This window comes from Aeromonas sp. OTU364 (genome assembly GCF_038440395.1).
Classification (GTDB): Bacteria; Pseudomonadota; Gammaproteobacteria; order Enterobacterales; family Aeromonadaceae; genus Aeromonas.
Genome location: NZ_JASATR010000002.1, coordinates 325,921 through 349,362, shown reverse-complemented (window position 1 = coordinate 349,362; position 23,442 = coordinate 325,921). Strand labels below are relative to the sequence as shown.

Below are 23,442 nucleotides of genomic sequence, written 5' to 3'. Positions count from 1 at the left end.
GAGGCAAGCGATTGCGGCGGCAAAGGCCGCCCATGTTATAGTCCGGGCCGGACCGTCAATTCCACCCTTTTCTTCAAACCACTTTGTTCACACCAAATGAGGCGTCCCTTATGAGCAGTCGAGATCTGCCCTCTTTTTTGTTAATGCAAAATCCGATTCAAGGTTACGACTGGGGCAGCCATGACGCCCTCACCACCCTGTTTGGCATCCCCAATCCGGCTGGCAAACCCCAGGCAGAACTCTGGATGGGAGCCCACCCCAACGGCTGCTCCGAGGTGACGCTGGCGGGGAATGTGCAGAGGCTCTCGACCCTGATAGAGCGCGCCCCCGCCGCCGTGCTGGGGGATGCCACCGTCGCCCGCTTCGGCAGCCTGCCCTTCCTGTTCAAGGTGCTGTGCGCCGAGAAGGCTCTCTCCATCCAGGTGCACCCGAGCAAGGCCCAGGCCGAAGCCGGCTTTGCCAAAGAAGAGGCCGCCGGCATCTCGCCAACGGCAGCCAATCGCAACTACAAGGACCCGAACCACAAGCCGGAGCTGGTGTTTGCCCTCACCCCCTATCAGGCGATGAACGGCTTTCGCGCCATCCCGGCCATACTGGCGCTGTTCGACCGCATGGGGCTGCCGGCGCTAGCCGAGCTGACCGAAGCGCTGCGCCAGTCACAGGATGAGGCGGGCTTGCAGCACTTCTTCCACCAGTTGCTGGTGCTGGAAGGGACTCGCAAGGAGGAGGCCCTGGCCGGCCTGCTGGCCTATGCCGCCGCCCATCAGGATGAAGAGACCTTTGCGCTGATCACCGCACTCGCCGCCCAGTACCCGGGGGATGTGGGGCTCCTCTCGCCACTCTTGCTGAACGTGGTGACCCTGCAGCCGGGTCAGGCCATGTATCTGGACGCCTGCACCCCCCACGCCTATGTGCGCGGCACCGGCCTCGAGATCATGGCGAACTCCGACAACGTGCTGCGCGCCGGGCTCACCCCCAAATACATAGACGTGGCCGAGCTGCTGGATTGCACCCGCTGCCTGCCCAAGCCGGACGACCAGATCCTGCTGGCCCCCCACCTTGACGGGGCGGTGCAGCACTTCGAGGTGCCGGTACCTGACTTCACCTTCAGCGTCTACCCGGCCGGTGAGCATGCCCTCACCACCGCCAGCGCCGAGATACTGTTTGCCATCGATGGCACTGTGACCCTCCAGCAGGGTGAGCAGTCACTGCGCCTCGAGAAGGGTCAGTCCGCCTTCGTCCCCGCCGCCACCGGTCACTACCGGCTGCTGGCCGAGGGACGGGTCGCCCGCGCCGGCAACCGCTGCTAAGACATCATCAACAACATCGTGAATAGACGAGGGCCATCTTCGGATGGCCCTCGCGTCGAAGGCTTCCCCATGCATGCTCCCTTGACCCCATCAGTCCCGCTCATCGCCCTGCTTCCCAAGGTGCAGCCAATCCTTAGCCCGCGCAATGAGCGCAGGGCTCGAACACGGTTCCTGCGCGGGGGTGACCTGTGAGCCTGGATCTCGGCGAGCTGATGCCGCTCTGGGCGCTGTTCCAGCAACAACCCCTGGCACAGGGCATAGGCCTCGCCGCCATGCTGGTCGGGATCAGCGCCTTCCGGCAACGGGATGACGGGCGTTTTCGATTGCGGCTCTGCCTCTATCAGGGGCCATCGCCCTCCACTTCTTCCTGATGGGGGCCAGCACCGCAGCCCTCAGTGCAGGCCTCAGTTGCATTCGCACCACCGTCTCTGGGCACACCCGCAGCCCCTGGGCGATGCTGTTCTTCCTGCTACTGGTCTGGGGGCTTGGCATTCCCGGGATCACCAGCGCGGTACAGTGGTTGCCCATCCTGGGCACCACCATAGGAACCTGGGGACTGTTTCGGGCCCAGGGCATCACGCTGCGGCTCAGCATGCTGGCGGGTGGCCTGTGCTGGACCAGCCACAACCTCCTGATTGGCTCCATCGGCGGCAGCCTGATTGAGCTGAGCTTCCTGTTCGTCAACTGTCACACCATGTACCGCATGTGGCGACAACCGCAGTCGAGCCCTGCCTGATCCCCCGCCCTCCGGTGTCGCTGGCCGCAGTCAAGGCGTGAGGAAGGCCGATAGCGGCCTTGAAAAAAAAACCACCGCCCTGAGTCAGGGCAGTGGTTTTCATTATCTGCTCAACCGATGGCCAGCATGGCCGTCGGGGGCTAGTGTTCTGCCGCTTCCGGCTGGGGAGCTTCCGAGCGTTCCCGCTGCAGTTCATCAACCCTGGCTTGCCATTTGTCATGGGCCTGTTTTTGCCCCTGTGACTCGAATTCCTGGCGCATGGTGTCGATTTCTTGGTCAAGTTTTTCCATCAGGATGTCTCCTTACATCTCGGGTTACACACTGGCTGACGGCACTGTTGGCCAACCTGCTCTACCCGATTGGACACCAAGTCTTCCCCGATTGTCCAACTAAATAAACGATTTATTATGCAAAAACCAATCTAAAAAATAGTAAAAGGCTTCTTATGAAGCCACATAAAACGTTCCTGCCCAGGTGCGGTAAAAACATTTTTTTCTTTCATTATCAGTGTATTGAAAACATTCACTCCAGCCTTGTCGCCGTCCTTGTCCGGAGATGCTGGTTATGCACATTTTTTTCACGCCCCCCGCCTGGGCCCGCCTCACCCATGCGAAGCCGCCCCCGGGCCGCACTTTTGCCAGGCGGCTCACATTTCAGGTCGCGGTCACAGCACACAAATCTCCAACTCTCGCTCCTGACTCGGGCGCGGCATATGGCCACCCACTTCTGACAACCACATCAAAAATACACTCAAACTATTGTTTTAAAATGAAATAAAAAATCACCAACCGAGTCGGCAAGCCGGCATCAAAATGCGAGCGGGGTCACAGGACGGGGTCGCTGACACAAAAATCCAGTAAAGGGCACATATATCCGATTTCTACCCGGGGGCAGGGGCGAAACAATAGACGGGTCAATTGTTACCCATCGCAACGGCTCCAAGAAGGAGCCAGGAGACACCTATGCTCACCTCCTTGATAGACGAAGGATTGATCTGCCTCGACATAGCGGCCAACGACAAACAGGGGCTCTTTGTGGAGCTGGCCGCCCGGCTCAAGGCCTGCGGCAAGATAGCCAGTCAGGATCAGTTCGTGCGCGACCTCTGGGCGCGGGAAAACCTCGACAACACAGGGTTTGAACAGGGGGTCGCCCTGCCCCACGCCAAGAGCGAGGCGGTGCTGCAGCCCGCCATCGTCATCGGCATCAGCCGCCAGGGGATAGACTACGGCGCCGAAGATGGACAGCCCTCCAGACTCTTCTTCATGATTGCCTCCCCGGCGGGGGGCGCCAACCACCATATCGAGGTGCTGGCCGAGCTCTCCACCAAGCTGCTGGAGCCGGGCTTTATCCCGCAGGTGCAAGCGGCCACCAGCAAGGCCGAGGTGCTCAAGCTGCTGGCGGCCCGGGCTCCCGCCAGTGCGGCCGGCAACCAGCCAGCCCAGATCAGGGCGCCGCAACCCAGCGCCCCCGAGCCCCGGGATCGCAGCCTCAAGGGCCAGCTCAACACCCTCAAGCAGCATTTGCTGTTCGGCACCTCCCACATGATCCCCTTCATAGTCGCGGGGGGTGTACTGCTGTCGCTGTCGGTGATGATCAGCGGCAAGGGCGCCGTGCCCGAGGCGGGCGTGCTCAAGGACATGGCCGACATGGGCATCGCCGGGCTCACCCTGTTTACCGCCGTGCTGGGCGGCTACATCGCCTACTCCATGGCGGACAAGCCAGGCCTGGCCCCCGGCATGATCGGCTCCTGGATTGCGGTGCAGCAGTTTCACACCGGTTTTCTCGGCGCCATCCTGGTGGGCTTTATCGCCGGCCTCATCGTCAACCAGCTCAAACGCATCAAGCTGCCGGACTCCATGAGTTCGCTCGGCTCCATCTTCATCTATCCCCTCATCGGCACCTTCCTGGTGTGCGGCATCGTGATGTGGGTGATCGGAGCGCCCATCGCCGCCATGATGGAGGGGATGAACCACTGGCTCTCCAGCATGGCGGGTTCGGGCAAGGTGATGCTGGGGGCCATCCTGGGTGGCATGACCGCCTTTGACATGGGCGGCCCCATCAACAAGGTGGCCACCCTGTTCGCCCAGACCCAGGTCAACACCCAGCCCTGGCTGATGGGCGGGGTTGGCATCGCCATCTGCGTGCCGCCGCTCGGCATGGCGCTGGCGACCCTGCTCTCGCCCAAGCGTTACAAGAAAGAGGAGCGTGAAGCGGGCAAGGCTGCCGCCATCATGGGCATGATCGGCATCAGCGAGGGGGCCATTCCGTTCGCCGCCGCCGACCCGGTGCGCGTCATCCCGGCCATAGTCGCGGGCGGCATCGTCGGCAACATCACCGGCTTCATGATGCACAGCATCAACCACGCCCCCTGGGGCGGCTGGATAGTGCTGCCTGTGGTGGAGGGCAAGATGGGCTATATCCTGGGCACTGTGCTCGGCGCCCTGACCACGGCCCTTATCGTCAACCTGCTGAAAAAACCGGTGACTGAGGAGGAAGAAGTCACCACCCCGGATGGCGGCTATGAGGTCATCGAGGCGGAAGGTGAGGCAGAAGTGCTCGCCATCACCGCCTGCCCCTCCGGCGTGGCCCACACCTTCCTGGCCGCCAAGAGCCTGCAGAAGGCGGCCGCCAAGGCTGGCATCAAGCTCAAGGTGGAGACACAAGGCGCCAACGGCATCATCAACCGCATCACCCCCAAAGACGTGGCCAACGCCCGCTGCGTCATCCTGGCCCATGACGTGGCCATCAAGCACAGAGAGCGCTTCAATAGTATCGAAATAATCGATGTCAAAACGAAGGATGCTATCCACAATCCAGATGGATTGTTGGCCCGCACCCTGGCCGGCAGCAGCAAGGTCGCCTGACGGGGCCGGGTTTGCGTGCTGAACATAAGGGGCCCCGTGGCCCCTTTTTGCGGTGGCAGGAGATGAGGGGGCAAGCTCGCCTCCCCTTGCCACCCCCATAAAAAATCCGGCGCCAGGGGGCGCCGGATAACGTCGTGGTGGGCGGCCGCTATCGACCGGCTTGCCGGTCGGGATGGGGCGCGATCGCCTGTCACGCAGCCGGATCAAGGGGTCGGCTTGACCAGGGTATCCAGAGCGTTCACCGTCAGGGTGCCTCTGCCTCGGGTCATCTTGTGGAAGTTGGTGCCTTGCTGGGACGGGTTGTCTGTCCGGGTCAGCAGGGTGGCCCCGTTGTTGTAGTTCTGGATCTCGGTGGCGGTGAGCGGCCGATCCGACAGGATCAGCAGCAGGGTACGAAACGCCTTCTGCGAGGTGGCCGCACTCGGCACTCTTGGCTTCTGGTCGACCGGGATCAGGGCATAGGCATCGAGACTGGCGGGATCCGTCATCTCGGAGGCGTCCATCAACCCCATCAGGTAGAGCTCGATGTCGGCGTAGTTGGCACTCACGTTGTTCAGCTGGCCGACGATGCCTAGCCAGGGAGCCCAGTGCCCGGTAGCCGGTGGCACCACCCAGTTCGCCCAGCGATGGGCCATCTCGTGCAGGATGGGGCCATAGGTCGAGGTCGACAGGTACTTCTTCTTGTAGAGGAAGAAGACCCCCTGCAGCTTGCCGTCCGAGTGAAACGCCGCCGTTTCATCAAACATGCCAAGGCCTATGCCCGCCACATCGTTTCTGACGTGGGCATATTCGCCGGTGGGCATGCCCGCTGGGACATCGTCGTTGTTCATCACCACAGTGATGAAGTCGAAGGCATCGCTGAACTGGTTGTAGACCTGTCCGGTCAGATCTTTCAGCGCCGCCTGCCCCTCGGGGGAGTTGATGGAAGTCGCATTCCAGAATGCAAAGGCCTCCGGGCTCAGTTGTAGCGAGGCCAGCTGGTTTTGCCGCGGCTCGATGAGGATGGGAGCCTCGGGGGCCGTCGGCATCACGGTCAGCCGGGCCGACGTGCTGGTGACGCCCCCCAGGCTGGCGGTGATGAGTGCCACCCCCTCGCTCAGGCCGCTCGCCTCCCCCCGGCTGCCAGAGGCATTGCTGATGGACGCGACGGCGGGCGCATCGGAAGACCAGAGGATGCTGTCGTCGTCCGTCACCTCCTGGTTGCTGCCATCGGAGAGGGTCGCCATGGCCTGAAATTGCACCTTGCCCCCCACAGTGACAGAGGCATCCGCCGACGTTAGCGCCAGATTGGTCACCACGGCGGATGAGACGGTCACCGGGGCCGAGCCGGTGAAGGCGGTGCCGTCCAGGGTGCCGCTCGCCATGATGGCGGCAGTCCCCACCGTCTGGCCCGTCACCAGCCCCTTGCTCCCCGCCTGGTTGCTGACGCTCGCTATCCCGGGTTGATTGCTTTGCCACTGGATGAGGTCGTTGTCGGTGACATCGAACGAGGTGCCATCGGTGAGATTGGCCGTGGCGACAAACTGTGCTTGCAGGCCAGCCGCAATGGTGTCCCCCATGGACTGCACCTCGAGTCCGATGACGGCGGCCGAGCTCACCCTGAGCGGCTCGGTCGCCTCGAGGGAGACCCCGTTGATCATGCCGCTCACCCCTATGGTGGCACTCCCCGGCGTCAGCCCGGTGACCAGCCCGGTCTCGCTGATGCTCGCCACCGCCGGATCGCTGCTGTGCCAGGTCAAGGCGTCATGCTCGGTCACCTCGATGGGATCGCTGTCATCGGACAGGGTGGCGAAGGCATGCAACTGCGCACTCAATCCCATGGGCAGCGGATCCTGGGGGGCATGGATATCCAGCCCGGTGATCACGGCATCCGTCACCGCCAGCGGGGCCGATGCCTGGAAGGACGCGCCGTTGAGGGTGCCGCTGGCCTCAATGTTCGGCTCCCCGACCGCCACCCCGGTGGCAAGGCCTTTGCTGCCGGCGTCGTTGCTGACCAGGGCACTGCCCTCGTCACTGCTGCGCCACTGCAGGGCCGAGGCATTGGTCACATCTCGCGACTGGCCGTCGGAGAAGGTGGCGATGGCCACGAAGGGCTGGTTCAATCCCACCGGCACACTGGCCGTGACCGGGGTCAGTTGCAGCTCGGTCACATAGGCATCGATCACCTCCACCCTGGCGGTGGCGCTATGAGACTCCCCGTTGACTGTGCCCGTGCTGGTCAGGGTGGCCGTGCCCGGGCCGATCCCCATGGCGAGGCCCTGTTCATCCACCCTGACCACGGCGGTGTCGCTGCTGCTCCAGACAAGGTCGGGATGCCCGGTCACGTCCTGCACGGCGCCATCATCCCAGGTCGCCTGCACCTGGAACTGCTGCTCGACACCGACGGGAACCCTGATCTCTTCCGGACTCATCTGCAACGAGGCGAGGGAGGGGCCCTCCCCCGTTGAGCCTTCCTCGTCATCACTGCCACACCCCAGCAGCGCCAGCGCTGCCAATCCTGCTACCAACCACTTGCCCACTGCCATTACCCACTCCTCCCTAAATCACTCCCTTGCCGGCGCGCTCGGCGTGCGCCGGGGCCGCCTGTCGCTGCGGCTGTTTGAACCAGACGGGGAGTAGAGCAACGGGGCATTTTGCCGTCCACCGAAAGCCACGGCGCAGACAGCCTGGGTTAAGAAAACCGCGATGAAACCTGGCAACCCGCCCCCAAGTCCCTGACAAACCGCCCTTTATCCGCCGCCGATCCCCGCCAGGTGCCAACGAGTGAGGCCCTTTCGGGCCCCTGTCATTGCCAACCCGGAGTCATGGCCCCGGGCGCAGGCTGAGGGTCATGCCAAGGCTCATGCGCTCCCCTCTGCCGAGCAGGCGCAGGCCGGGATGACCGGCCAGGTGATGGGCATTGGCGGCATGGCTCTGGGGCTCCAGACAGACGAAGCCGCTCCCCTCATCGGGCTGGTAGAGCATCAGGAAGGCACACTCGCTTGAAACCAGCAGCCGCTGCTGGCGGGCAGTATGGTCAAGCTCGGCATGACCGCGCCAGCCGCCATAACAGTGGTTGAGCCACCCTTGCGGGCGCTGCCACTGACGAAAGTCGAGGTGGGGCGCCAGTCTGCTCGACCAGTCGGTCGGCAGATGATCCGCCCCCTCCTGCCAGACGCCGCTCGCCAGAAAGCGAATCTTTGTCTGCTCGTCGCGCCAGAAGAAGGGGTGAAAACCCGCGCCGTAGAGGCAGGGGCTCTCCCCAAGATGGGTCAGGCTGATCCGTGCCACCAGGCTCGCACCTTGGAGCCGATAGTCGATCTCCGCCAGATAGTGAAAGGGGCCATTCTGGCTGGTGAGCTGCAAAGTCACCGAGCTGTCGGTCAACGCCACCGGTTGCCATCGCTGTAACCAGCCATCCCCATGCAAAAAGAAATCGGGATCGAGCTCGCTCGCGGGCAATGCACACGCCTCTCCCCACAGCTCGAACAGGTTGCCTGCGATCCTATTGGCCAGCGGCAACATGGGAAACAGCGCGCTCTGCCCGGGATGCCAGGGCTGCGCCGGGTCAGTGTCTCGCAGCAGCGGGCGCCCTTTGTCATCCTCCAGCCCCAGCAGACAGGCCCCTTGTGCAGAGACCCGCATCCTAAGATGCGGGTTGCTCAATGTGTATACCGTCATGCCGAGGCGCTCGCCTTTGCCTGGGTCAGTTCGATCTTGCCCTGGGCCAGCTGGGCTTCCAGCGCTTCCAGCGTTACCCCCTTGGTCTCCGGCACCTTGCGATAGATAAAGATGAGACCGGCGAAACAGATAAGGCCGTAGAGCAGGAAGCTGCCTGCGGCGCCCAACCCGGCATTGAGCAGCGGGAAGGTGTAGGTCAGCACGAAACAGGCGATCCAGAGCGCCAGCGTACCGGCCGACATCGCCAGCCCGCGCACCCGGTTCGGGAAGATCTCCGAGAGCAGCACCCAGGTCACCGGCGCCAGAGTCAGGGCATAGATGGCGATGGCCGCCAATACCAGCAGCAACACCGGCAGCCCCAGCACACCGGTGGCATAGGCCGCCGCCATCATGCCGTAGATGATGGTCAGCCCCGCCGAGCCAATCAGCATCAGCTTGCGACGGCCAATCTTGTCCACCATGGGCAGCGCAATCAGGGTAAACAGCAGATTGATAAGACCGGTGGCGACGATGGATTTGAGGGTGCTGTTGATGTCAAACCCGGCGGAGGCAAAGATCTCCTGCGCATAGTTGAAGATGACGTTGATGCCGCACCACTGCTGGAACACCGCCAGCACGATCCCGATGATGAGGATCGGCCGCACCGAGGGCTTGCCCAGCTCAGCCAGCGAGACCTTGTGGGTCTCACCCACCAGGGTCTGACGGATATCGGCCAGCGTCTGCTTGGCATAGGCATCACCGCCAATCTTGCCGAGCATGCGGGAGGCTTTCTCATACTGACCATCTTTGGCCAGCCAACGCGGCGACTCCGGCACGAAGAACATCAGCACCAGAAACGCCAGCGCCGGCACCAGCTCGGCGCCGAACATCCAGCGCCAGCCGGACTGACCATTCCAGGTCGCCAGAATATCGGCCTGAGTCGCGTTGCTCGCCACCGGATCGGCGATCATCAGGTTCACCAGCTGAGCTGCCAGCACCCCGATCACTATGGTGAGCTGGTTGATGGCCACGAACTTGCCCCGCTTGTCGGCCGGGCTGATCTCAGCGATGTACATGGGCGAGAGCGCAGAAGCCAGACCGATGCCGATACCGCCGATGATGCGATAGACCACAAAGAGATCGAAGTTGCTGGCCGCGGCCGTGCCCCAGGCCGAGATGGTGAAGAGGATGGCGGCCAGGATCAGCGGCTTCTTGCGACCGAAGCGGTCGGCTGACCAGCCGGAGATGGCGGCCCCCAGCACGCAGCCCACCAACGCTGAGCTCATGGCCCAGCCGGACTGGGCCGGGTCGGTGATGGCGAAATAGGCCTCATAGAAGGGCTTGGCCCCGCCAATCACGACCCAGTCATAACCAAACAGCAGGCCACCGCAGGCGGCCACCAAACAGATCATCCAGATGTAGCTCATATTGAGCCCATTCGTATCCAATTGATTTTTCGTGCGTTCCATGACTCATCCTTATCATCTTGTCGATTGTAGGGTGCAGTGGCGCCCCTCACCGTGGCGGGGCGCCGGTTTTTGTTATGAGAGTTATGAGTTGAGTGACAGCTCGCGGCAGATCAGGGCAAAGAGGTGCCCCTTGTCGTGAGCCGGGTTGAGGGTGAGCAGCTCTCGCAAGCTCTGTTCACAACCATCCCGCTGACCCAGCCCCAACAGGCCGAGCGCCCTGACCAGCAGACAGTGCTGGCGGTGTTTGTGCTGCGGGTCGTCATCCAGCACGATGAGATCCGGCAGTGAGACGGCGAAGAAGTCCGCCTCGACCGACTCGCCCGTCGCCTGCTCGGCCCAGCCGACCATCCCTTCAAAGAGACGCTGCGCCTCCGCAACCCGGCCAAGTCGTGCCAGTGCCATGCCCTGATAGAAGAGGTAATCCACCGGCTGATCGTTGTAGTAGCGGCTGGCCCCGAGTTCGGCCTGACCCAGGCAGGCCAGTTGCAGGCACTGGGCGGCCAGAGTCTGGTTGTCACAGGCGAGGTGGCAGAGCGCCAGCAGGTAGTGGATATCGTTGTCGGTCTGTCCCACCAGACGCCCCTCCCCCAGATTGAGGGGGTAGTGCAGCGCCTGTTGCAGCAACGGAATAGCCTGCTCGTGGCATCCCTGGGTCATCAACACCAGCGCCCGGCGCTGCTGGTTGATGAGGTACTGACCGGTCACCTTGCCCTCGCCACCCTCCCAGGGGTGGAATTCACGCAGCCGCAAGATCTCTGCCGCCGCCTCCAGCTGGCCGGTGATGTGATAGAGGCTGAGCAGCTCGGCGGTCAGATCGTCGCGCTTGAGGGCCACCGCCCGGTGTGCCTCCAGCAGCGCCAGCCGCTCTGCGGGAGCCATGGCGCAGCGCTTGTGCAGCTGATCCAGCTCGAACAGCAGACGGGAATCATCCGGCTTGAGGGCAAACGCCCGACTTAGGCACTGCTCGGCCGCCACCGGATCGCCGCTCTTGTTGAAGTGATAGATGCCAAGGTTGCGCCAGGCCGGGGCAAACCCGGGCGCCTGCTCGCACACCTGCTGCCACAGGGCAATGGCTTGTGGGTAGCTGCGCTTGCTGTAGTGGAAGCAGCCCAGCAGATAGCTGGCAAACCAGCTGTGGGGCAGTTGCGCCAGCATGGCCACCTCGCCAAGGGTGTTGGGGAAGCGCACCTTGCGGCCAAAGGCCTGCTCGGCCCGTTGCAGCAGGGCATCCTGCGCCTCACCTTCCGGCAACAATGCAGCCTGGAACAGCAGCGGCAGGGTCTCTTCCACCGGCATTGTTGAGAGCAGTTGCTGCGCCAGCTCGGGACGTCCCAGCGCCAGCAGGTCGCTTGCCAGGAAACAGAGGTTCACCCCGCGCCCGTTGCACAGAGTGCGCAGCGCCTCGAGATCGCTCGGCTGCTCGCTTGCCAGCCAGCGCAGGAAAGCCAGCTGATAGTGAAGCGGATAGCGGACTCGCTGCTCGTCGATATAGGCGATGGCCGCCTCCTGCTCACCAGACTCCAGCAGCGCCAACCCTTTGAGGGCGATGGCGCCGTAGTGGGTACCGTTGACCGCGAGGCTGCGCTCGACAAATTGCAGCGCCTGCGAGGCATCGCGCCGTACCATGGCGATGCGGGCCAACCCGAAGAAACCACTGTCGCGGCAGTTGCCACTCCAGGTCGCCTTGTAGAAGTCATCGAAGGCGGCATCGAACTGGCCCAAACGCTCCTCGATGTGGCCGCGCAGCAAGCTGGCCTTGCCACACTGGGGGTTCTTGTTGAGCCGATGGGCACGGGTCAGCGCCTGATTGACGTAGACCAGCGCCTGCTCATAGTTGGCACGGTTGTACTCCAGGGTCGCCAGTGCCAGGTTGCAGCGATAGTCGCCGCCATCGAGCTCCAGTGCCCGCAGGTAGTAATCAAAGGGCGAGCGGCTGGCGTGCAGATACTGCTCAAGATGCTGACCGATGAAATAGAGCTCGTCGACCGAGTCGAGATTGACGGCGGGCTCTGGCGCGGTGGCAGGATCCGGCAGGGCTTCGCCCGCGGGCTGATGCTCCAGATAGCTCAGGATCGGCTGGCCCTGCTCATCCAGCAGACGTACCTGCAAGCGTCCCTCGCTGGTGATGGCCTGCGGCTCGAGCCAGGCCTGACCCGGTTGCAACTCCAGAGGTTGCGTAAACAGCACGCCCCCCTCGTCACTCACCTCGAAACTGGCCCCGCGAAGTGGCGCCACCGCATAGACCCCGCAGACGATGCCGTCATCGCTGCGCTCCAGCTTGATGGCGGCGCGGGTGTTGGCGTTTTGCAGGGTGCCGAGGGTGTTGTAGGGCAGGAAGTTCTGCACGAACACCTTCTCCTCCCCCGCATCCAGCCAGGTGAAGTCGGGCTGGTTGTCGGTGTAGACCCCGGTCATCAGCTCGATGTAGGGGCCGTTGTCGTCGGTCAGGTTGCGATCCCAGGCCAGACCGAAGTCACAGTTGCCCCAGCTCCACTGCTTCTTGCCAGGGGATACGTGGTGGTCCGCCACGTGCAACAGGCCGCCCTGCTCGTCATGGCAGTAGGCACCGACGAAGTCGTAGTCGGACTTGTCCGCCATGTAGGAGGTGGGCACCGGAATGTTGCGGTAACGGGAGATATCGACCCCGGCGGAGTAGTCCACCTTGTAGTAGGTACCGCGGGCAATGGGGAAGGCACTGACGTCGCGCTTGCCGTGGTCATAGACGGCGGTCACGTCGGGCGGGAAGACGCTCTGGTGGGCATCGCCCCCCTTCACCGCCGGGTTGGACCACCAGAGGAAGTGGCGCGGCGTGTCGTTGCCGTTGAACACCTTGCCGGTGATCTCGATAAGCGCCTTGTCGGGATAGAGGGTGAATCCCGCCATCACCTGCAGACCGCGCATTGGCTCCACCTCGCCCAGCCAGACTGTCTTGGCGCCGCCCTCCCGCTCCGCAATGGTGACATCCACCGGCATAAAGGTGGTGGGTCTGTGGTGCTGCGGCCAGTTGAACTCGATGCCGCCGGAGATCCAGGGCCCCACCAGCCCCACCAGCGCCGGTTTGATCACCTCGTTGTAATAGACAAAGTCCCGCTGCATCACCTTGTCGTAGGCACGGTGGATGCGGCCACCCAATTCCGGCAGCAACATCACCTTGATGAAGTCGTTTTCCAGCCAGACCGCCTGATAGGACTTCATCTGCTTCTGGCCGGTGAGGGTGTCGATCACCCCATAGGGATAGACGGCCCCCGAGGAGCCCTGATAGACCCGCTTCTCGAGAAACATGGGGTTGGGATCTTCGGCACCTACCTCGTAGGTCGGCAGGGTGACGGCTTCGACCCAGACTATTACATCAGCTCTCATCAATCTCGCCTCATTCAACATTTATTAGTAAACGTTTCCATGAGGCCAGTTTAAGATGGCGATGACGGCGATTTTCGCTTAAAGATCACGCAATACAGTAAGCGGAGTTTAGTGAACTGATGATCGTTGGCCTGAACAACCAGAAGGTACGCCACCACAACAAGCAAGTGCTGCTGGCGCTGCTCTACCAGCTCAAGGAGGCGAGCAAGTCCACTCTGGCCCGCCACTGTGAGCTCTCCATCCCGGCGGTCAGCAAGATCCTCGACGATCTGGTGACCGACGGCACCATCAGCCACAGCGAGCAGAACCTCTCCCTGCGCGGCATCAACGGCGGCAGCTACCGCATCGCCAGTGGCCAGGGGGCCATCCTCTGCCTCAATATCAGCCCCACCAGCCTGGAGAGCATACTGGTGGACAACCTGATCACCCCGCTGGATGAGTTCAGCGCCCAGAAGATAGCCCCGCAGACCCCCGATGAGCTGCTGTGCCTGATTGAAGCGCACTACTACCAGCACAAGCGCCGCCATAAGGGGCTGGCGATCCGGCTGGCGCTGGCGGTACACGGCCAGGTCAACCCGGCCACCGGGGTGTCGCAAACCATGCCGCAGGCCCCCTGGCACGCGCCGGTCGAGCTCAAGTATCTGCTGGAGGAGCGCCTCGGCTGCGAGGTGATGGTGGATAACGACTGCATCATGCTAGCGCTGGCCCAGAAGTGGCAGGGCCGGGAAGGAAACGGGGATTTTTGCGTCATCAACGTCGACTATGGCATCGGCTCCGCCTTTATCATCAACGGCCAGATCTACCGGGGCGCCCTCTTTGGCAGCGGCCAGATAGGCCACACCATCATCAACCCGGACGGCAGCGCCTGTGCCTGCGGCCGCTATGGCTGCCTGGAGACGGTCGCCTCGCTGTTTGCCATCAAGAAGCGGGCAAGGGTCTTTCTCAAGCAGCAAGCCAGTGCCGACAACCCGGCGCCGGCAGGCGGAGAGCTCGACACGGCCCAGCTGCTCGTGCTCTACCACCAGGGAGATGCCATGATCCGCACCCTGGTGGACGAGGGGGCACGCGCCATTGGCCTGAGCCTCTACAACTTCCTCAATATCCTCAACATCAACCGCATCTGGCTCTATGGCCGCAGCTGCGACTTCGGCGAGCCCTGGCTGCAGACCATCGTCAGCCAGACCGGTGCCAACCCCTTCGACTGCAGCGATGCCGTCAATGCGACCCAATTGCGCTTTGGCGAGCTCACTCGTCCCCAGCAGGTGGCGGGCATCGGCTATCTCTATGTGGAGCGGGCACTGGCGCAGCGTGATGCAGCAGGCTTTAGCCAGTGAAAACGGGTCGCCCCTTGATCCAGCGCCGATAGCGGGCGTTGCCACGCAGGGTCTGCCACTGCTGGCAGGCCAGCGCCAGGGCGGGTGCGACCTTGGGGCGGCTCGGCTGGCCGCGGCCCAGCCGCCGCAGTTGGTATTTCACCATCGCCATGTAGCCCACCGAGGCCAGCACCTTGTTGCGCCAGGGGATGGGGCGCAGCTCGGTGCTGGCCGCCTGTTCCCGGCGCCATCTGGCGGGCAGATCCGGTGCTATGGCAAGCGCGGTAGCCATGCCGACGACCGCCACTCCGCTGCCGAGCACCTGCTCCACCACCGGATAACGACGGATCCCCCCGGTCACCATCACGGGCATGCGGGCGGCGCTCACTATCTCTTCGGCGAATGTCAGAAAATAGGCTTCCCGCGCCAGGGTGCGGCCATCCCGGGCCTGGCCGTGCATGGCGGGCGCCTCGTAACTGCCGCCGGAGAGCTCCACCAGGTCCACTCCGAGGGGGTTGAGCATCTCGACCACAGCCCTGGCATCCTCGGTGCTGAAGCCACCACGCTGAAAGTCGGCGGAGTTGAGCTTGACCGACAGTGAGAAGCGCTCCCCCACCTGCTCACGGATCCCCTGCACTATCTCCAGCAGCAAGCGAGCACGATTCTCAAGGCTGCCGCCCCAACGATCGCGGCGCAGGTTGGTGAGCGGCGAGAGGAACTGGCTCAACAGATAACCGTGGGCGGCGTGGATCTGCACCCCGTCAAAGCCCAGATCCTGTGCCAGCCGCGCCGTGTTGATAAAGCGCGCCTTTACCTCGGCAATATCGCGCTCGCTCATGGCCCTGGGCGGGGCGAACTGTTTGGAGAAACTGCCAAGCGCCATGGGCACGGCGGAAGGCGCCAGGGTGGGCTGCCCCAGCGCTGCCGGCATCTGGCGGCCGGGGTGGTTGATCTGCATCCAGATCTGGGCGCCCCCGCTCTTGGCCGCCTCGGCCCAGGCACTGAAACGCCCGGCCAGCTGTGGGGATAGCTCCGGGGAGTCGAGCACCACGCCCCCCGCTCCCGTCATGGCGTGGCCGTCCACCATCACATTGCCGGTGATGATGAGGCCGGCGCCACCCTCAGCCCAGGTGCGATAGAGGCGGATCAGCGCCTCTGAGGGGGCATGGTCACGGTCGGCCATGTTCTCTTCCATGGCCGCCTTGGCGAGGCGGTTGATAAGCTGGCTGCCACTCGGCAGGGTCAGGGGAGTAAAGGGGTTCATGGCGATCTCCTCGGTAGTGAGGGCCCCACCATAAGTTTGAAGCTGACTTGAAGGTCAAGCCCCTTTGTCGGGATGCCGTTGCGATGGGGAAACGCCATCCACCCACACCGCCCTTGCTCGGGGCCGTTGACATTCAAGCGGGCTTTAACCCTAGAATCCTCCCTGATCCCGCCCTTCGGCGGGCGGCCCCGCCAACCCGAGCCCAGGAGGCAAGATGAAGATAGGTGAACTGGCCAGACAGACCGGCATGGCGGCCTCGGCCATCCGCTTCTACGAAGCCAGGGGCCTGCTCAGCAAGGTGCGACGGGGTGCCAACGGCTATCGCGACTACCCGCCCGAAACGGTGCAGCTGCTGACCATCATCGGCCAGGCCCAGCAGGCGGGCTTCTCCCTCGACGAGATCAAGCAACTGGTGCCGGCGGATATCGGCACCTGGCAACAGGCCCCGCTGCTGGCGGCGCTCAAGGCCAAGGTGAGCGACATCGAGGTGCTGGAGGCAAGGCTTGCCCACAGCAAGCAGCAGTTGCAGACCCTGATCCGGCTGGTGGAGTCCAAACCCGACGAGATGCCGTGCGAGGAGAACGCCGCCCGGGTACTGGCCAGCATGGGCATCACATCCCCCAAACAGCCCTGATCGACATCGCCATGCCCTCATGCCACCACACAGAAAAGGGGCTCCTCCCTCAATGGAGCCACACCATATGGGGGGGTGAGAGCCAAGTGGAGAGGATTATGATGGGCGCGCCATCAGCAGGAGAGTGCTCATCATGACAGCCCAGCGTGAACAGCAAAAACAGAGTGAACAGCAGGCGCAGAGCGAAATCCATCGCTGCGACAAATGCGCTGAGCGCACTCGCCATATCGTAGTGCTGGTCCCTCGCGATCACAGTCAGGACATCGTGCCCAAGGATCCGCGCAAGGCCTTCTGGCAAGCCTTTACTTCCAGCAGCATCACCAACTGGGCATTCGGCTCGACCCTGGCTTATCAGACCACCCATGTAAAGCACCTGATCTGCGAGCGCTGCGGGGAGAAGTTTCTGGAATATTGAGGCCCAGAGGACGGCACACCCCGGACCGTCAGAGCGAGATCGAAGAGAAATAAAGATGAAGTTTGTCGAGATGGACCCCGACCAACTGCCGCTGGCACTGCTGCTGGAGGCCGATCCCGCAGAACAGCGCATTGCCGCCTATCTGCCCGGCGCCTGGGGCTTTGCCGCCCTGGCGGGCAACGAGGTAGTGGGAGCCTGTGTGGCGGGTCTAGTGGGGGAGCAAACGGCCGAGATCTTCAATATCGCCGTTGCCCCCACTCGACAGCAGCAAGGCATCGGCTCCGGCCTGCTGCGCTTCGTGCTGACCAGCCTGGCCGGGAAAGGGGTATGGCGCGTCGAGCTCGGTACCGGCAGCTTCGGCCACCAGCTCACCTATTACCAGCGCCACGGCTTTCGCGTCGATGCCGTCATCAAGGATCACTTCCTTACCCACTACCCGGAGCCTCTGATGGAGCATGGCATCCAGCACAAGGACATGCTGCGACTCTCGCTGGTGTTGGAGCCCTATATCCCGCTCCATAGCGACCAGTAACCCGTTGCTACCGGCAGGCGACAGCCAACCCATTATCCTTATCAAGCAATTTGTTGATCTGCGGCTGATTTTTATCAGCTTCCTGTTTTGCCACCCAATCACCTTGGTTAAGATGCCCACTTGGCAACCATTCTTGCAGAGACACATCTGTGCAGCCGTTTCGCCATCCACCACATCGTCGGACGAATGTAGCAGGCTGGAGGCTGTAATCCACGGGCGGTAGCGTGGAATTCCGCCCTTCCTTTTCTCCTGCATGGTGCGACTCTATACGCGGGTGCTCTAAGCGCAGAAACTGGTGCTGGTGCAAGGAATCACTTCTCCTATCCTCGTCAGCCAGAACGTAGGTGGCCTTAATAACAACGATGTTTACCGCCACTTTCAGCTGTTAAAATAAATGTAAGTAGCTTGATAATTAATAAATTATCAAGCTATTGTAATTTGGGAATATCACCTTTTAATATGATTTCCGCAAATACCCGATAACGCTTCACTAATCGAGCCTACAGCCTTTCATTAAAAATGAATTGATTTGGTTAATTTAAATGGATACAAGTCAAAGAAAAGAATTATTGAGCAGAGCTTATGTTAGTGCAATTGCTGCCCAAGTAGGCTTTAGATCTGCCATACCAGATGTTGATGATGATAGCGTAGATCTAATTTTAAAAGGCCGTGGATTTTCTTCAGGAATTAGAAATCCGCAGTTAGAAATACAATTAAAATGCACCGAGAGGGATACTGGTTGCGATGAATATTTATCATATCAGCTTTCAATAAAGAACTATAATGACTTGCGTGCAGACAATTTGTTATGCCCTAGGTATTTATTCATTTTGGTTGTTCCTAAGGACACGGAAATCTGGCTGGCTCATGAAATAGATCATATGAAAGTTAAACATTGTTGTTATTGGTTCAATCTGAGCAATTTAGAACCCACTAGTAATGACGCCTCAGTCACAATCAAGATCTCAAGGTCAAACATATTAACTGCCTCCAGCATGCTTTCCTTAATGGAGCTTGCAAGCAAGAGGGGGATTACTGCATGATATCTTCTCCGTTAAAGAATGTATCGATTAAAATACCGCCTATAAATCTAGAGGGTTATTTGTTATCCAAAGGATGGGTTGCAGAAGGAGATCTTTTAGGGCAAGCAACAATTTGGCATCGTTCAGACAAAGAACATTTTAATTTTGAGGTAATACTGCCTAAATCAATGGAAATTAAAGGCTATTGCCAACGAATAATCGATGCTATTAATGAATTGGCAATTTTCGAAGATCGAGATCCTCATAACATACTCAAAGAAATTGAGAGTTTTTTTTCTGATAGCGTTAAAATACGTGTTGTTCACTCTGATGTTGAAGAGGGTACAATACCTATCGATGATGGTGTTCTATTAATAGAAAAATCTCGGGATTTATTAACTGCAACAACACTATCTACCTTTAATAAAAGGTCCTACTTTACTGGGCAACGTAATCTCGAAGCACAAAATTTTATTAAACAACTTCGACTTGGTCAAACTGAAGTAGGCAGTTTTATTGTAAACCTTATAGCCCCAATATCTGACACTATAAACTCGCAAGTAGAACAAGATAAAATGTCGATTACTCGAGCGATCACTAATAATTTATCACGCAGTCTAGTTGCTATTGGACGAGGCATAGAGTCTTACAAACGAACTGAGAGCATATTTGAATTTGAGTCTGTAGTTAACCATGGTGTCAGTGCCAATCTATGCGATGCATTAATTGGATTAACAGGTATCACAAAGAGCAGGTCTTTTACTATTAATATATGCCGAGCAGGTGTTGAGTTAGATACCCAAGTACTTCCCACCGAATTCGAATTCTCGCCAGAACAAGTTCCACTGCTAGAATTGGCATCAGCCTTCTACAAAGGCAACTATGTTATAAAAGAATATGAAGCTTTTGGGTTGGTGAGTAAAATGACGCATCTTTCTGAGGATGACTTCGGAGAAATAACTGTTCGTTCATCAATTCATGGCATTGAGAAAAATGTAACCATTCAATTAAAACTTGCAGAATATTGGCAAGCGGTACATGCACATGAAAGCTCTGAATTAATTAGCTGCAAGGGAGTTCTGCATGTCACTGCCAAATCAGCTAAATTACTTGAACCAACTAATTTTAAGGTAATAGGTAAAACTATATAAGTCTTCATGAGATACTTTATACTATTAATTATATATCATCATAACTTTAATAAATAGGTACGAATAGAGAAGTGTATTCGCGAACACATCCACTTCCGAGAAGTGTGATAAAAACTGTACCACCTGATTTTTACCAAAAAGCATGATGATATTAGTGCCAGTTACTTAATAAGGCGATGCATTATTGGCAACTCTGGCTAGGGAAAGCAAATGTGTTAATAGATTTCTATGTGGCCTACATAAATAATTGAAAAACAAAAAAGTTATGACATGAACAATACTTTATAAAAACAAGGTAATAAGACACATCAACATGAAATATCTTATCATTATTACTGCTTTATTATTATGTTTCTCCGTCTCTGCAACGACGAACTCATTTTATGTTATTGATAGAGTGAAAGTTGAAATACAAAAAGAAAATGGATGTTATTATTTAGTTGCTACCGAAAAAGATAAGCAACAACTGAAATGTGTTGATGATGATCAGCAATCTGACATTGTCATACAAGATTTCAACTTTGATGGCTATCAGGATATTGCCATAATTAACTCTCTCGGCATGGTAAATAATGTCTTTTATGTGTTCTTATATGAACATGTGAATTCAGCATTCAAAGAGCTAAAATTTTCAGACTCTAAAATGCCAGCATCTGCCTGCGGGGATCTCTACAACCTTGCTGTTCGATTAGATGATCTGTCTTTGGTCAGCTCTTGCCGCTCTGGTCCTGTATGGTATTACGACACTTACCGATATAACGCCCAAGGTGAACTCTGGCTATATAAAACAACAGAGTATCAGAACCAAAGCTCCGAGATCGATACCTTCCCTCTTTACGAGCACACATTTAATCAGAAGGGGGAGAAACTGGACACCGTTGCGATTGACTTTGATGGCAAGAAAATCATCTGGTCAGTCATATCCAAGAAAGTATTTCTCTACTCATCACCTGAAGAAACATCAAAGACCAAAGCCTATCTTATTCATAATGACAAAGTAGAAATTCTTCAACAAAAAGATGATTGGATTAAAATTCGCTTTGTATCTAGAAAAGGCCCTCTTATCCGCTGGATCTATCTTCCAGAGGCAATAGCCAAAAGTTAACCTAGAAATTTTAATATCCAAGCGCATTCAGACATTCGCGTCATCAATTCAGTAGGGTGCAATAAGCACAGCGCATTGCACCTCTACCTTCCGATCACCGTGATAGGCGGTGCATTTCACTTCGTTCATTGCACCCTACGGTTACCCCCACAAATCCCGCTCGCCAAGCCCATTTCTCCAGTGTGCCCACCCCCAAGCTCCCCTGATTACCGCCATTTATGTGCGTCGGATCACATCCAGCCCCATCATCCATCCTCACAAATTTATAGAAAAAGCTTCTCTCTCCCGCCCAGACTGGTAGGGCCACAGCGATGTGGCTGCAACAAACAAGTAAATAACTACATGATTTCATTTATTAAAAAATGCAAACCTGATGTTCTCTATCCAATACCTCGCTTTGGGATCCGGCTCACACTCGGAATCTTGCCGCACAAAAATCCAGTCATTCGCACATTTGTCCGATAGGGTGGCGTGCGACCCGGCGCGATAATAGTCGTGTCAATTTTGTCTGCATGCCGTGTGCACGGCATGCCAACAGGCTCCATCAAGGGAGCAGGGAGAACGCCATGATCACCACCCTTATCAACGAGCAGCTGATCGCGCTCGATTTAAAGGCCACGGGCAAGGAGGAGGTCTTCACCGAGATGACCCGCCTGCTGGTCGCCCAAGGCAAGGTCAGCGACGAGCAGCAGTTCATCAAGGACTTGTGGGCCCGGGAAGAGCTGGACAACACCGGCTTCGAGGAGGGCGTCGCCCTGCCCCACGCCAAGAGTGCTGCGGTGAGCACCCCGGCGGTGGCCATCGGCATCAGCCGCGCCGGCATCGATTACGGCGCCGAGGATGGCAAGCCCTCCCGGCTGTTCTTCATGATTGCCTCCCCGGCGGGTGGCGCCAATCACCATATCGAGGTGCTGGCCGAGCTCTCCGCCAAGCTGATCGAAGAGGGCTTTATCGATGCCCTGCTGGCCGCCAAGACCTCGGCCGAGGCACTGGCGCTCTTGCTCGAGAAGAAAGAAGAGACGGTTGCCACCCCGGCCGCCGACAAGGGGCTGATCATCGGCGTCACCGGCTGCCCGGCCGGCATCGCCCACACCTATCTGGCGGCGGAATCCCTGGAGCGCGCCGCCAAGGAGTTGGGGTACGAGGTGAAGGTGGAGACCAACGGCTCCATCGGCGTCAAGAACAGCCCTACACCTGCCGAGATCGCCCGCGCCAGCGCCATCGTCGTGGCCTGCGACAAGCAGGTGGACATGACCCGCTTCAACGGCAAGCCGCTCATCAAGACCGGCGTGAAGGCGCCCATCAAGGATGGCAAGGGCCTCATCGAGCAGGCGCTCAAGGCCCCCGCCTATGTGGCGGACAAGGATGAGCGCAAGAGCGAGGAGAAGAGCGCGGGCGGCAGCTCGGATCTTTACCGTTATCTGATGAACGGCGTCTCCCACATGATCCCCTTCGTGGTGACCGGGGGCCTCTTGATCGCCCTGGCGCTCGCCATCGGCGGCGATCCGACCCCGAGCGGCATGCAGATCCCGGCAGGGAGCATGTGGAACCAGATCCTCAACGTGGGGGTCGCCGCCTTCACCCTGATGATCCCTATACTGGCGGGCTACATCGCCTACGCCATCGGTGATCGCCCCGCCCTGGCGCCGGGCTTTATCGGCGGCTGGATCGCCAACAACGGCAGCTTCTACGGCGCCGACGCCGGCACCGGCTTTATCGGTGCCATCATAGCGGGCCTGCTGGTCGGCTACCTGGTGCGATGGATTGCGACCCGCCACTACCACAAGATGGTGCAGCCGCTGGTGCCGATCCTGATCGCCCCCATCGTCGGGTCGCTCTTTATCGCCGCGGTCTTCATCTTCATCATCGGCGCCCCCATTGCCGACATGATGACGGGTCTGAACGCCATGCTGCTCTCCATGAGCGGCGGCAGCCTGGTGCTGCTGGGCATAGTTCTCGGGGGCATGGCGGGCTTTGACATGGGCGGCCCGGTCAACAAGGTGGCCTTCCTGTTCTCCGTCGGCATGATTGCCTCCGGCCAGACCCAGTTCATGGGGGCCATGGCCTGCGCCATCCCGGCGGCGCCCCTTGGCATGTCGCTGGCCACAGTGCTCGGTCGCAAGCTCGGCATCTTCGACGCCTCCGAGATCGAGGCGGGCAAGGCCGCCGGTGCCATGGGTCTGGTGGGGATCTCCGAGGGGGCGATTCCGTTCGCCGCCCGGGATCCGCTCGCCGTCATTCCCGCCAACGTGCTGGGCAGCATGACAGCCGCCGTGATGGCCTTCCTGTTTGGCATCACCAACAGCGTGGCCCACGGTGGCCCCATCGTGGCCCTGCTCGGCGCCGTCAACAAGCCGCTGCTGGCCCTGCTCTGCATGATCTGCGGCGCCATCGTCACCGGCGTGGTGGCGGTTGCCCTGAAAAAACTGCGGGTTAAAAAGAGTGACGAGGTGACCCTGGCCAAGGCAGCCTGACCCTTGTTGACCCCACGCACTTGAGATGACAGCAGGCCACCCCCGGGTGGCCTGCTTGTTTTTGCGCCCCCCCTTGCCGCCGGGTTGCGAGCCTGATGGCTCCCACCACTGCGCGTCGCGCCACCCGGGGTGCGCAGGCCAGTGAGCCGACTCT

The 23,442-nt window shown here is 59.5% G+C and carries 18 protein-coding genes; 12 read left to right on the top strand and 6 right to left on the bottom strand.

The features are described from left to right. The first annotated feature begins 110 nt into the window (after window positions 1-110). From manA to AAHB08_RS04410, 3 genes are all read left to right on the top strand, one after another. The gene (gene manA / locus AAHB08_RS04420; RefSeq protein ID WP_342058225.1) at window positions 111-1,310 is read left to right on the top strand and encodes a mannose-6-phosphate isomerase, class I; all 1,200 of its coding nucleotides are present in this window, start codon (window positions 111-113) and stop codon (window positions 1,308-1,310) included. Window positions 1,311-1,498: 188 nt separating this feature from the next. Beyond that, the gene (locus AAHB08_RS04415) at window positions 1,499-1,681 is read left to right on the top strand and encodes a hypothetical protein (RefSeq protein ID WP_342058224.1); all 183 of its coding nucleotides are present in this window, start codon (window positions 1,499-1,501) and stop codon (window positions 1,679-1,681) included. Further along, window positions 1,681-2,046 (top strand): YgjV family protein, encoded by a 366-nt coding sequence (locus tag AAHB08_RS04410; protein ID WP_342058223.1) that lies wholly within the window; start codon window positions 1,681-1,683, stop codon window positions 2,044-2,046. The genes AAHB08_RS04415 and AAHB08_RS04410 overlap by 1 nt, the downstream gene beginning before the upstream one ends. Window positions 2,047-2,186: 140 nt before the next feature. Here the strand turns inward: AAHB08_RS04410 and AAHB08_RS04405 are convergent, their stop codons facing one another. Continuing rightward, entirely contained in the window at window positions 2,187-2,336 is a 150-nt protein-coding gene (locus AAHB08_RS04405) for a hypothetical protein (protein WP_005328920.1), read from the bottom strand. Between the two features lie 672 nt (window positions 2,337-3,008). Here AAHB08_RS04405 and AAHB08_RS04400 point away from each other — a divergent pair. After that, window positions 3,009-4,910 (top strand): PTS fructose transporter subunit EIIC, encoded by a 1,902-nt coding sequence (locus tag AAHB08_RS04400; protein WP_342058222.1) that lies wholly within the window; start codon window positions 3,009-3,011, stop codon window positions 4,908-4,910. A 203-nt stretch (window positions 4,911-5,113) separates the two neighbouring features. Here the strand turns inward: AAHB08_RS04400 and AAHB08_RS04395 are convergent, their stop codons facing one another. The 4 genes from AAHB08_RS04395 to AAHB08_RS04380 form a co-directional block, all read right to left on the bottom strand. Beyond that, window positions 5,114-7,435 (bottom strand): Ig-like domain-containing protein, encoded by a 2,322-nt coding sequence (locus tag AAHB08_RS04395; RefSeq protein WP_342058221.1) that lies wholly within the window; start codon window positions 7,433-7,435, stop codon window positions 5,114-5,116. A gap of 277 nt (window positions 7,436-7,712) precedes the next feature. Further along, window positions 7,713-8,570, bottom strand: a complete 858-nt coding sequence (locus AAHB08_RS04390) for an aldose 1-epimerase (protein WP_342058220.1) — start codon at window positions 8,568-8,570, stop codon at window positions 7,713-7,715. Further along, window positions 8,567-10,018, bottom strand: coding sequence for a sugar porter family MFS transporter (locus AAHB08_RS04385; protein WP_342058219.1), 1,452 nt, complete (start codon window positions 10,016-10,018; stop codon window positions 8,567-8,569). Before AAHB08_RS04385 ends, AAHB08_RS04390 begins: the two co-directional genes overlap by 4 nt. 81 nt (window positions 10,019-10,099) lie before the next feature. Then, a complete protein-coding gene (locus AAHB08_RS04380; RefSeq protein WP_342058218.1) occupies window positions 10,100-13,378 on the bottom strand; it encodes a DUF5107 domain-containing protein in 3,279 nt (1,092 codons plus the stop codon). A gap of 119 nt (window positions 13,379-13,497) precedes the next feature. Between AAHB08_RS04380 and AAHB08_RS04375 the strand changes: the two genes are divergently transcribed. Continuing rightward, a complete protein-coding gene (locus AAHB08_RS04375; RefSeq protein ID WP_342058217.1) occupies window positions 13,498-14,712 on the top strand; it encodes an ROK family protein in 1,215 nt (404 codons plus the stop codon). Here AAHB08_RS04375 and AAHB08_RS04370 read toward each other — a convergent pair. Then, window positions 14,702-15,955: an NADH:flavin oxidoreductase/NADH oxidase family protein gene (locus AAHB08_RS04370; protein WP_342058216.1), complete on the bottom strand. Its 1,254-nt coding sequence runs from the start codon at window positions 15,953-15,955 to the stop codon at window positions 14,702-14,704. The genes AAHB08_RS04375 and AAHB08_RS04370 overlap by 11 nt on opposite strands. Before the next feature lie 214 nt (window positions 15,956-16,169). Here AAHB08_RS04370 and AAHB08_RS04365 point away from each other — a divergent pair, with 214 nt between their 5' ends. The 7 genes from AAHB08_RS04365 to AAHB08_RS04335 all read left to right on the top strand — a co-directional run bounded on the left by AAHB08_RS04365 (window position 16,170) and on the right by AAHB08_RS04335 (window position 23,288). Further along, window positions 16,170-16,589 (top strand): MerR family transcriptional regulator, encoded by a 420-nt coding sequence (locus AAHB08_RS04365; RefSeq protein ID WP_342058215.1) that lies wholly within the window; start codon window positions 16,170-16,172, stop codon window positions 16,587-16,589. A 133-nt stretch (window positions 16,590-16,722) separates the two neighbouring features. Further along, window positions 16,723-17,004: a hypothetical protein gene (locus AAHB08_RS04360; protein ID WP_342058214.1), complete on the top strand. Its 282-nt coding sequence runs from the start codon at window positions 16,723-16,725 to the stop codon at window positions 17,002-17,004. Between the two features lie 55 nt (window positions 17,005-17,059). Continuing rightward, window positions 17,060-17,536 carry a GNAT family N-acetyltransferase gene (locus AAHB08_RS04355; RefSeq protein WP_342058213.1) on the top strand — a complete coding sequence of 159 codons (477 nt, stop codon included), beginning with the start codon at window positions 17,060-17,062 and terminating at the stop codon, window positions 17,534-17,536. 542 nt (window positions 17,537-18,078) lie between these two features. Continuing rightward, the gene (locus AAHB08_RS04350; RefSeq protein ID WP_342058212.1) at window positions 18,079-18,579 is read left to right on the top strand and encodes a DUF4365 domain-containing protein; all 501 of its coding nucleotides are present in this window, start codon (window positions 18,079-18,081) and stop codon (window positions 18,577-18,579) included. Next, on the top strand, window positions 18,576-19,709 hold the full coding sequence (locus tag AAHB08_RS04345) for a hypothetical protein (protein ID WP_342058211.1): 1,134 nt from the start codon (window positions 18,576-18,578) through the stop codon (window positions 19,707-19,709). Before AAHB08_RS04350 ends, AAHB08_RS04345 begins: the two co-directional genes overlap by 4 nt. 313 nt (window positions 19,710-20,022) lie before the next feature. Beyond that, on the top strand, window positions 20,023-20,814 hold the full coding sequence (locus tag AAHB08_RS04340) for an XAC2610-related protein (protein WP_342058210.1): 792 nt from the start codon (window positions 20,023-20,025) through the stop codon (window positions 20,812-20,814). Window positions 20,815-21,380: 566 nt separating this feature from the next. Continuing rightward, the gene (locus AAHB08_RS04335; RefSeq protein WP_342058209.1) at window positions 21,381-23,288 is read left to right on the top strand and encodes a PTS fructose transporter subunit IIABC; all 1,908 of its coding nucleotides are present in this window, start codon (window positions 21,381-21,383) and stop codon (window positions 23,286-23,288) included. Window positions 23,289-23,442: the final 154 nt, after the last annotated feature.

Excerpts from the sequence above, each read along its gene's own strand:
- AAHB08_RS04370 (WP_342058216.1), bottom strand. The coding sequence starts at position 15,955 with ATGAACCCCTTTACTCCCCTGACCCTGCCGAGTGGCAGCCAGCTTATC.
- AAHB08_RS04410 (WP_342058223.1), top strand. The coding sequence starts at position 1,681 with ATGGGGGCCAGCACCGCAGCCCTCAGTGCAGGCCTCAGTTGCATTCGC.
- AAHB08_RS04335 (WP_342058209.1), top strand. The coding sequence starts at position 21,381 with ATGATCACCACCCTTATCAACGAGCAGCTGATCGCGCTCGATTTAAAG.
- AAHB08_RS04365 (WP_342058215.1), top strand. The coding sequence starts at position 16,170 with ATGAAGATAGGTGAACTGGCCAGACAGACCGGCATGGCGGCCTCGGCC.
- AAHB08_RS04400 (WP_342058222.1), top strand. The coding sequence starts at position 3,009 with ATGCTCACCTCCTTGATAGACGAAGGATTGATCTGCCTCGACATAGCG.
- AAHB08_RS04340 (WP_342058210.1), top strand. The coding sequence starts at position 20,023 with ATGAAATATCTTATCATTATTACTGCTTTATTATTATGTTTCTCCGTC.
- AAHB08_RS04385 (WP_342058219.1), bottom strand. The coding sequence starts at position 10,018 with ATGGAACGCACGAAAAATCAATTGGATACGAATGGGCTCAATATGAGC.
- AAHB08_RS04405 (WP_005328920.1), bottom strand. The coding sequence starts at position 2,336 with ATGGAAAAACTTGACCAAGAAATCGACACCATGCGCCAGGAATTCGAG.
- AAHB08_RS04395 (WP_342058221.1), bottom strand. The coding sequence starts at position 7,435 with ATGGCAGTGGGCAAGTGGTTGGTAGCAGGATTGGCAGCGCTGGCGCTG.
- AAHB08_RS04350 (WP_342058212.1), top strand. The coding sequence starts at position 18,079 with ATGGATACAAGTCAAAGAAAAGAATTATTGAGCAGAGCTTATGTTAGT.
- AAHB08_RS04345 (WP_342058211.1), top strand. The coding sequence starts at position 18,576 with ATGATATCTTCTCCGTTAAAGAATGTATCGATTAAAATACCGCCTATA.
- AAHB08_RS04380 (WP_342058218.1), bottom strand. The coding sequence starts at position 13,378 with ATGAGAGCTGATGTAATAGTCTGGGTCGAAGCCGTCACCCTGCCGACC.
- AAHB08_RS04375 (WP_342058217.1), top strand. The coding sequence starts at position 13,498 with ATGATCGTTGGCCTGAACAACCAGAAGGTACGCCACCACAACAAGCAA.
- manA (WP_342058225.1), top strand. The coding sequence starts at position 111 with ATGAGCAGTCGAGATCTGCCCTCTTTTTTGTTAATGCAAAATCCGATT.
- AAHB08_RS04390 (WP_342058220.1), bottom strand. The coding sequence starts at position 8,570 with ATGACGGTATACACATTGAGCAACCCGCATCTTAGGATGCGGGTCTCT.
- AAHB08_RS04355 (WP_342058213.1), top strand. The coding sequence starts at position 17,060 with ATGAAGTTTGTCGAGATGGACCCCGACCAACTGCCGCTGGCACTGCTG.
- AAHB08_RS04360 (WP_342058214.1), top strand. The coding sequence starts at position 16,723 with ATGACAGCCCAGCGTGAACAGCAAAAACAGAGTGAACAGCAGGCGCAG.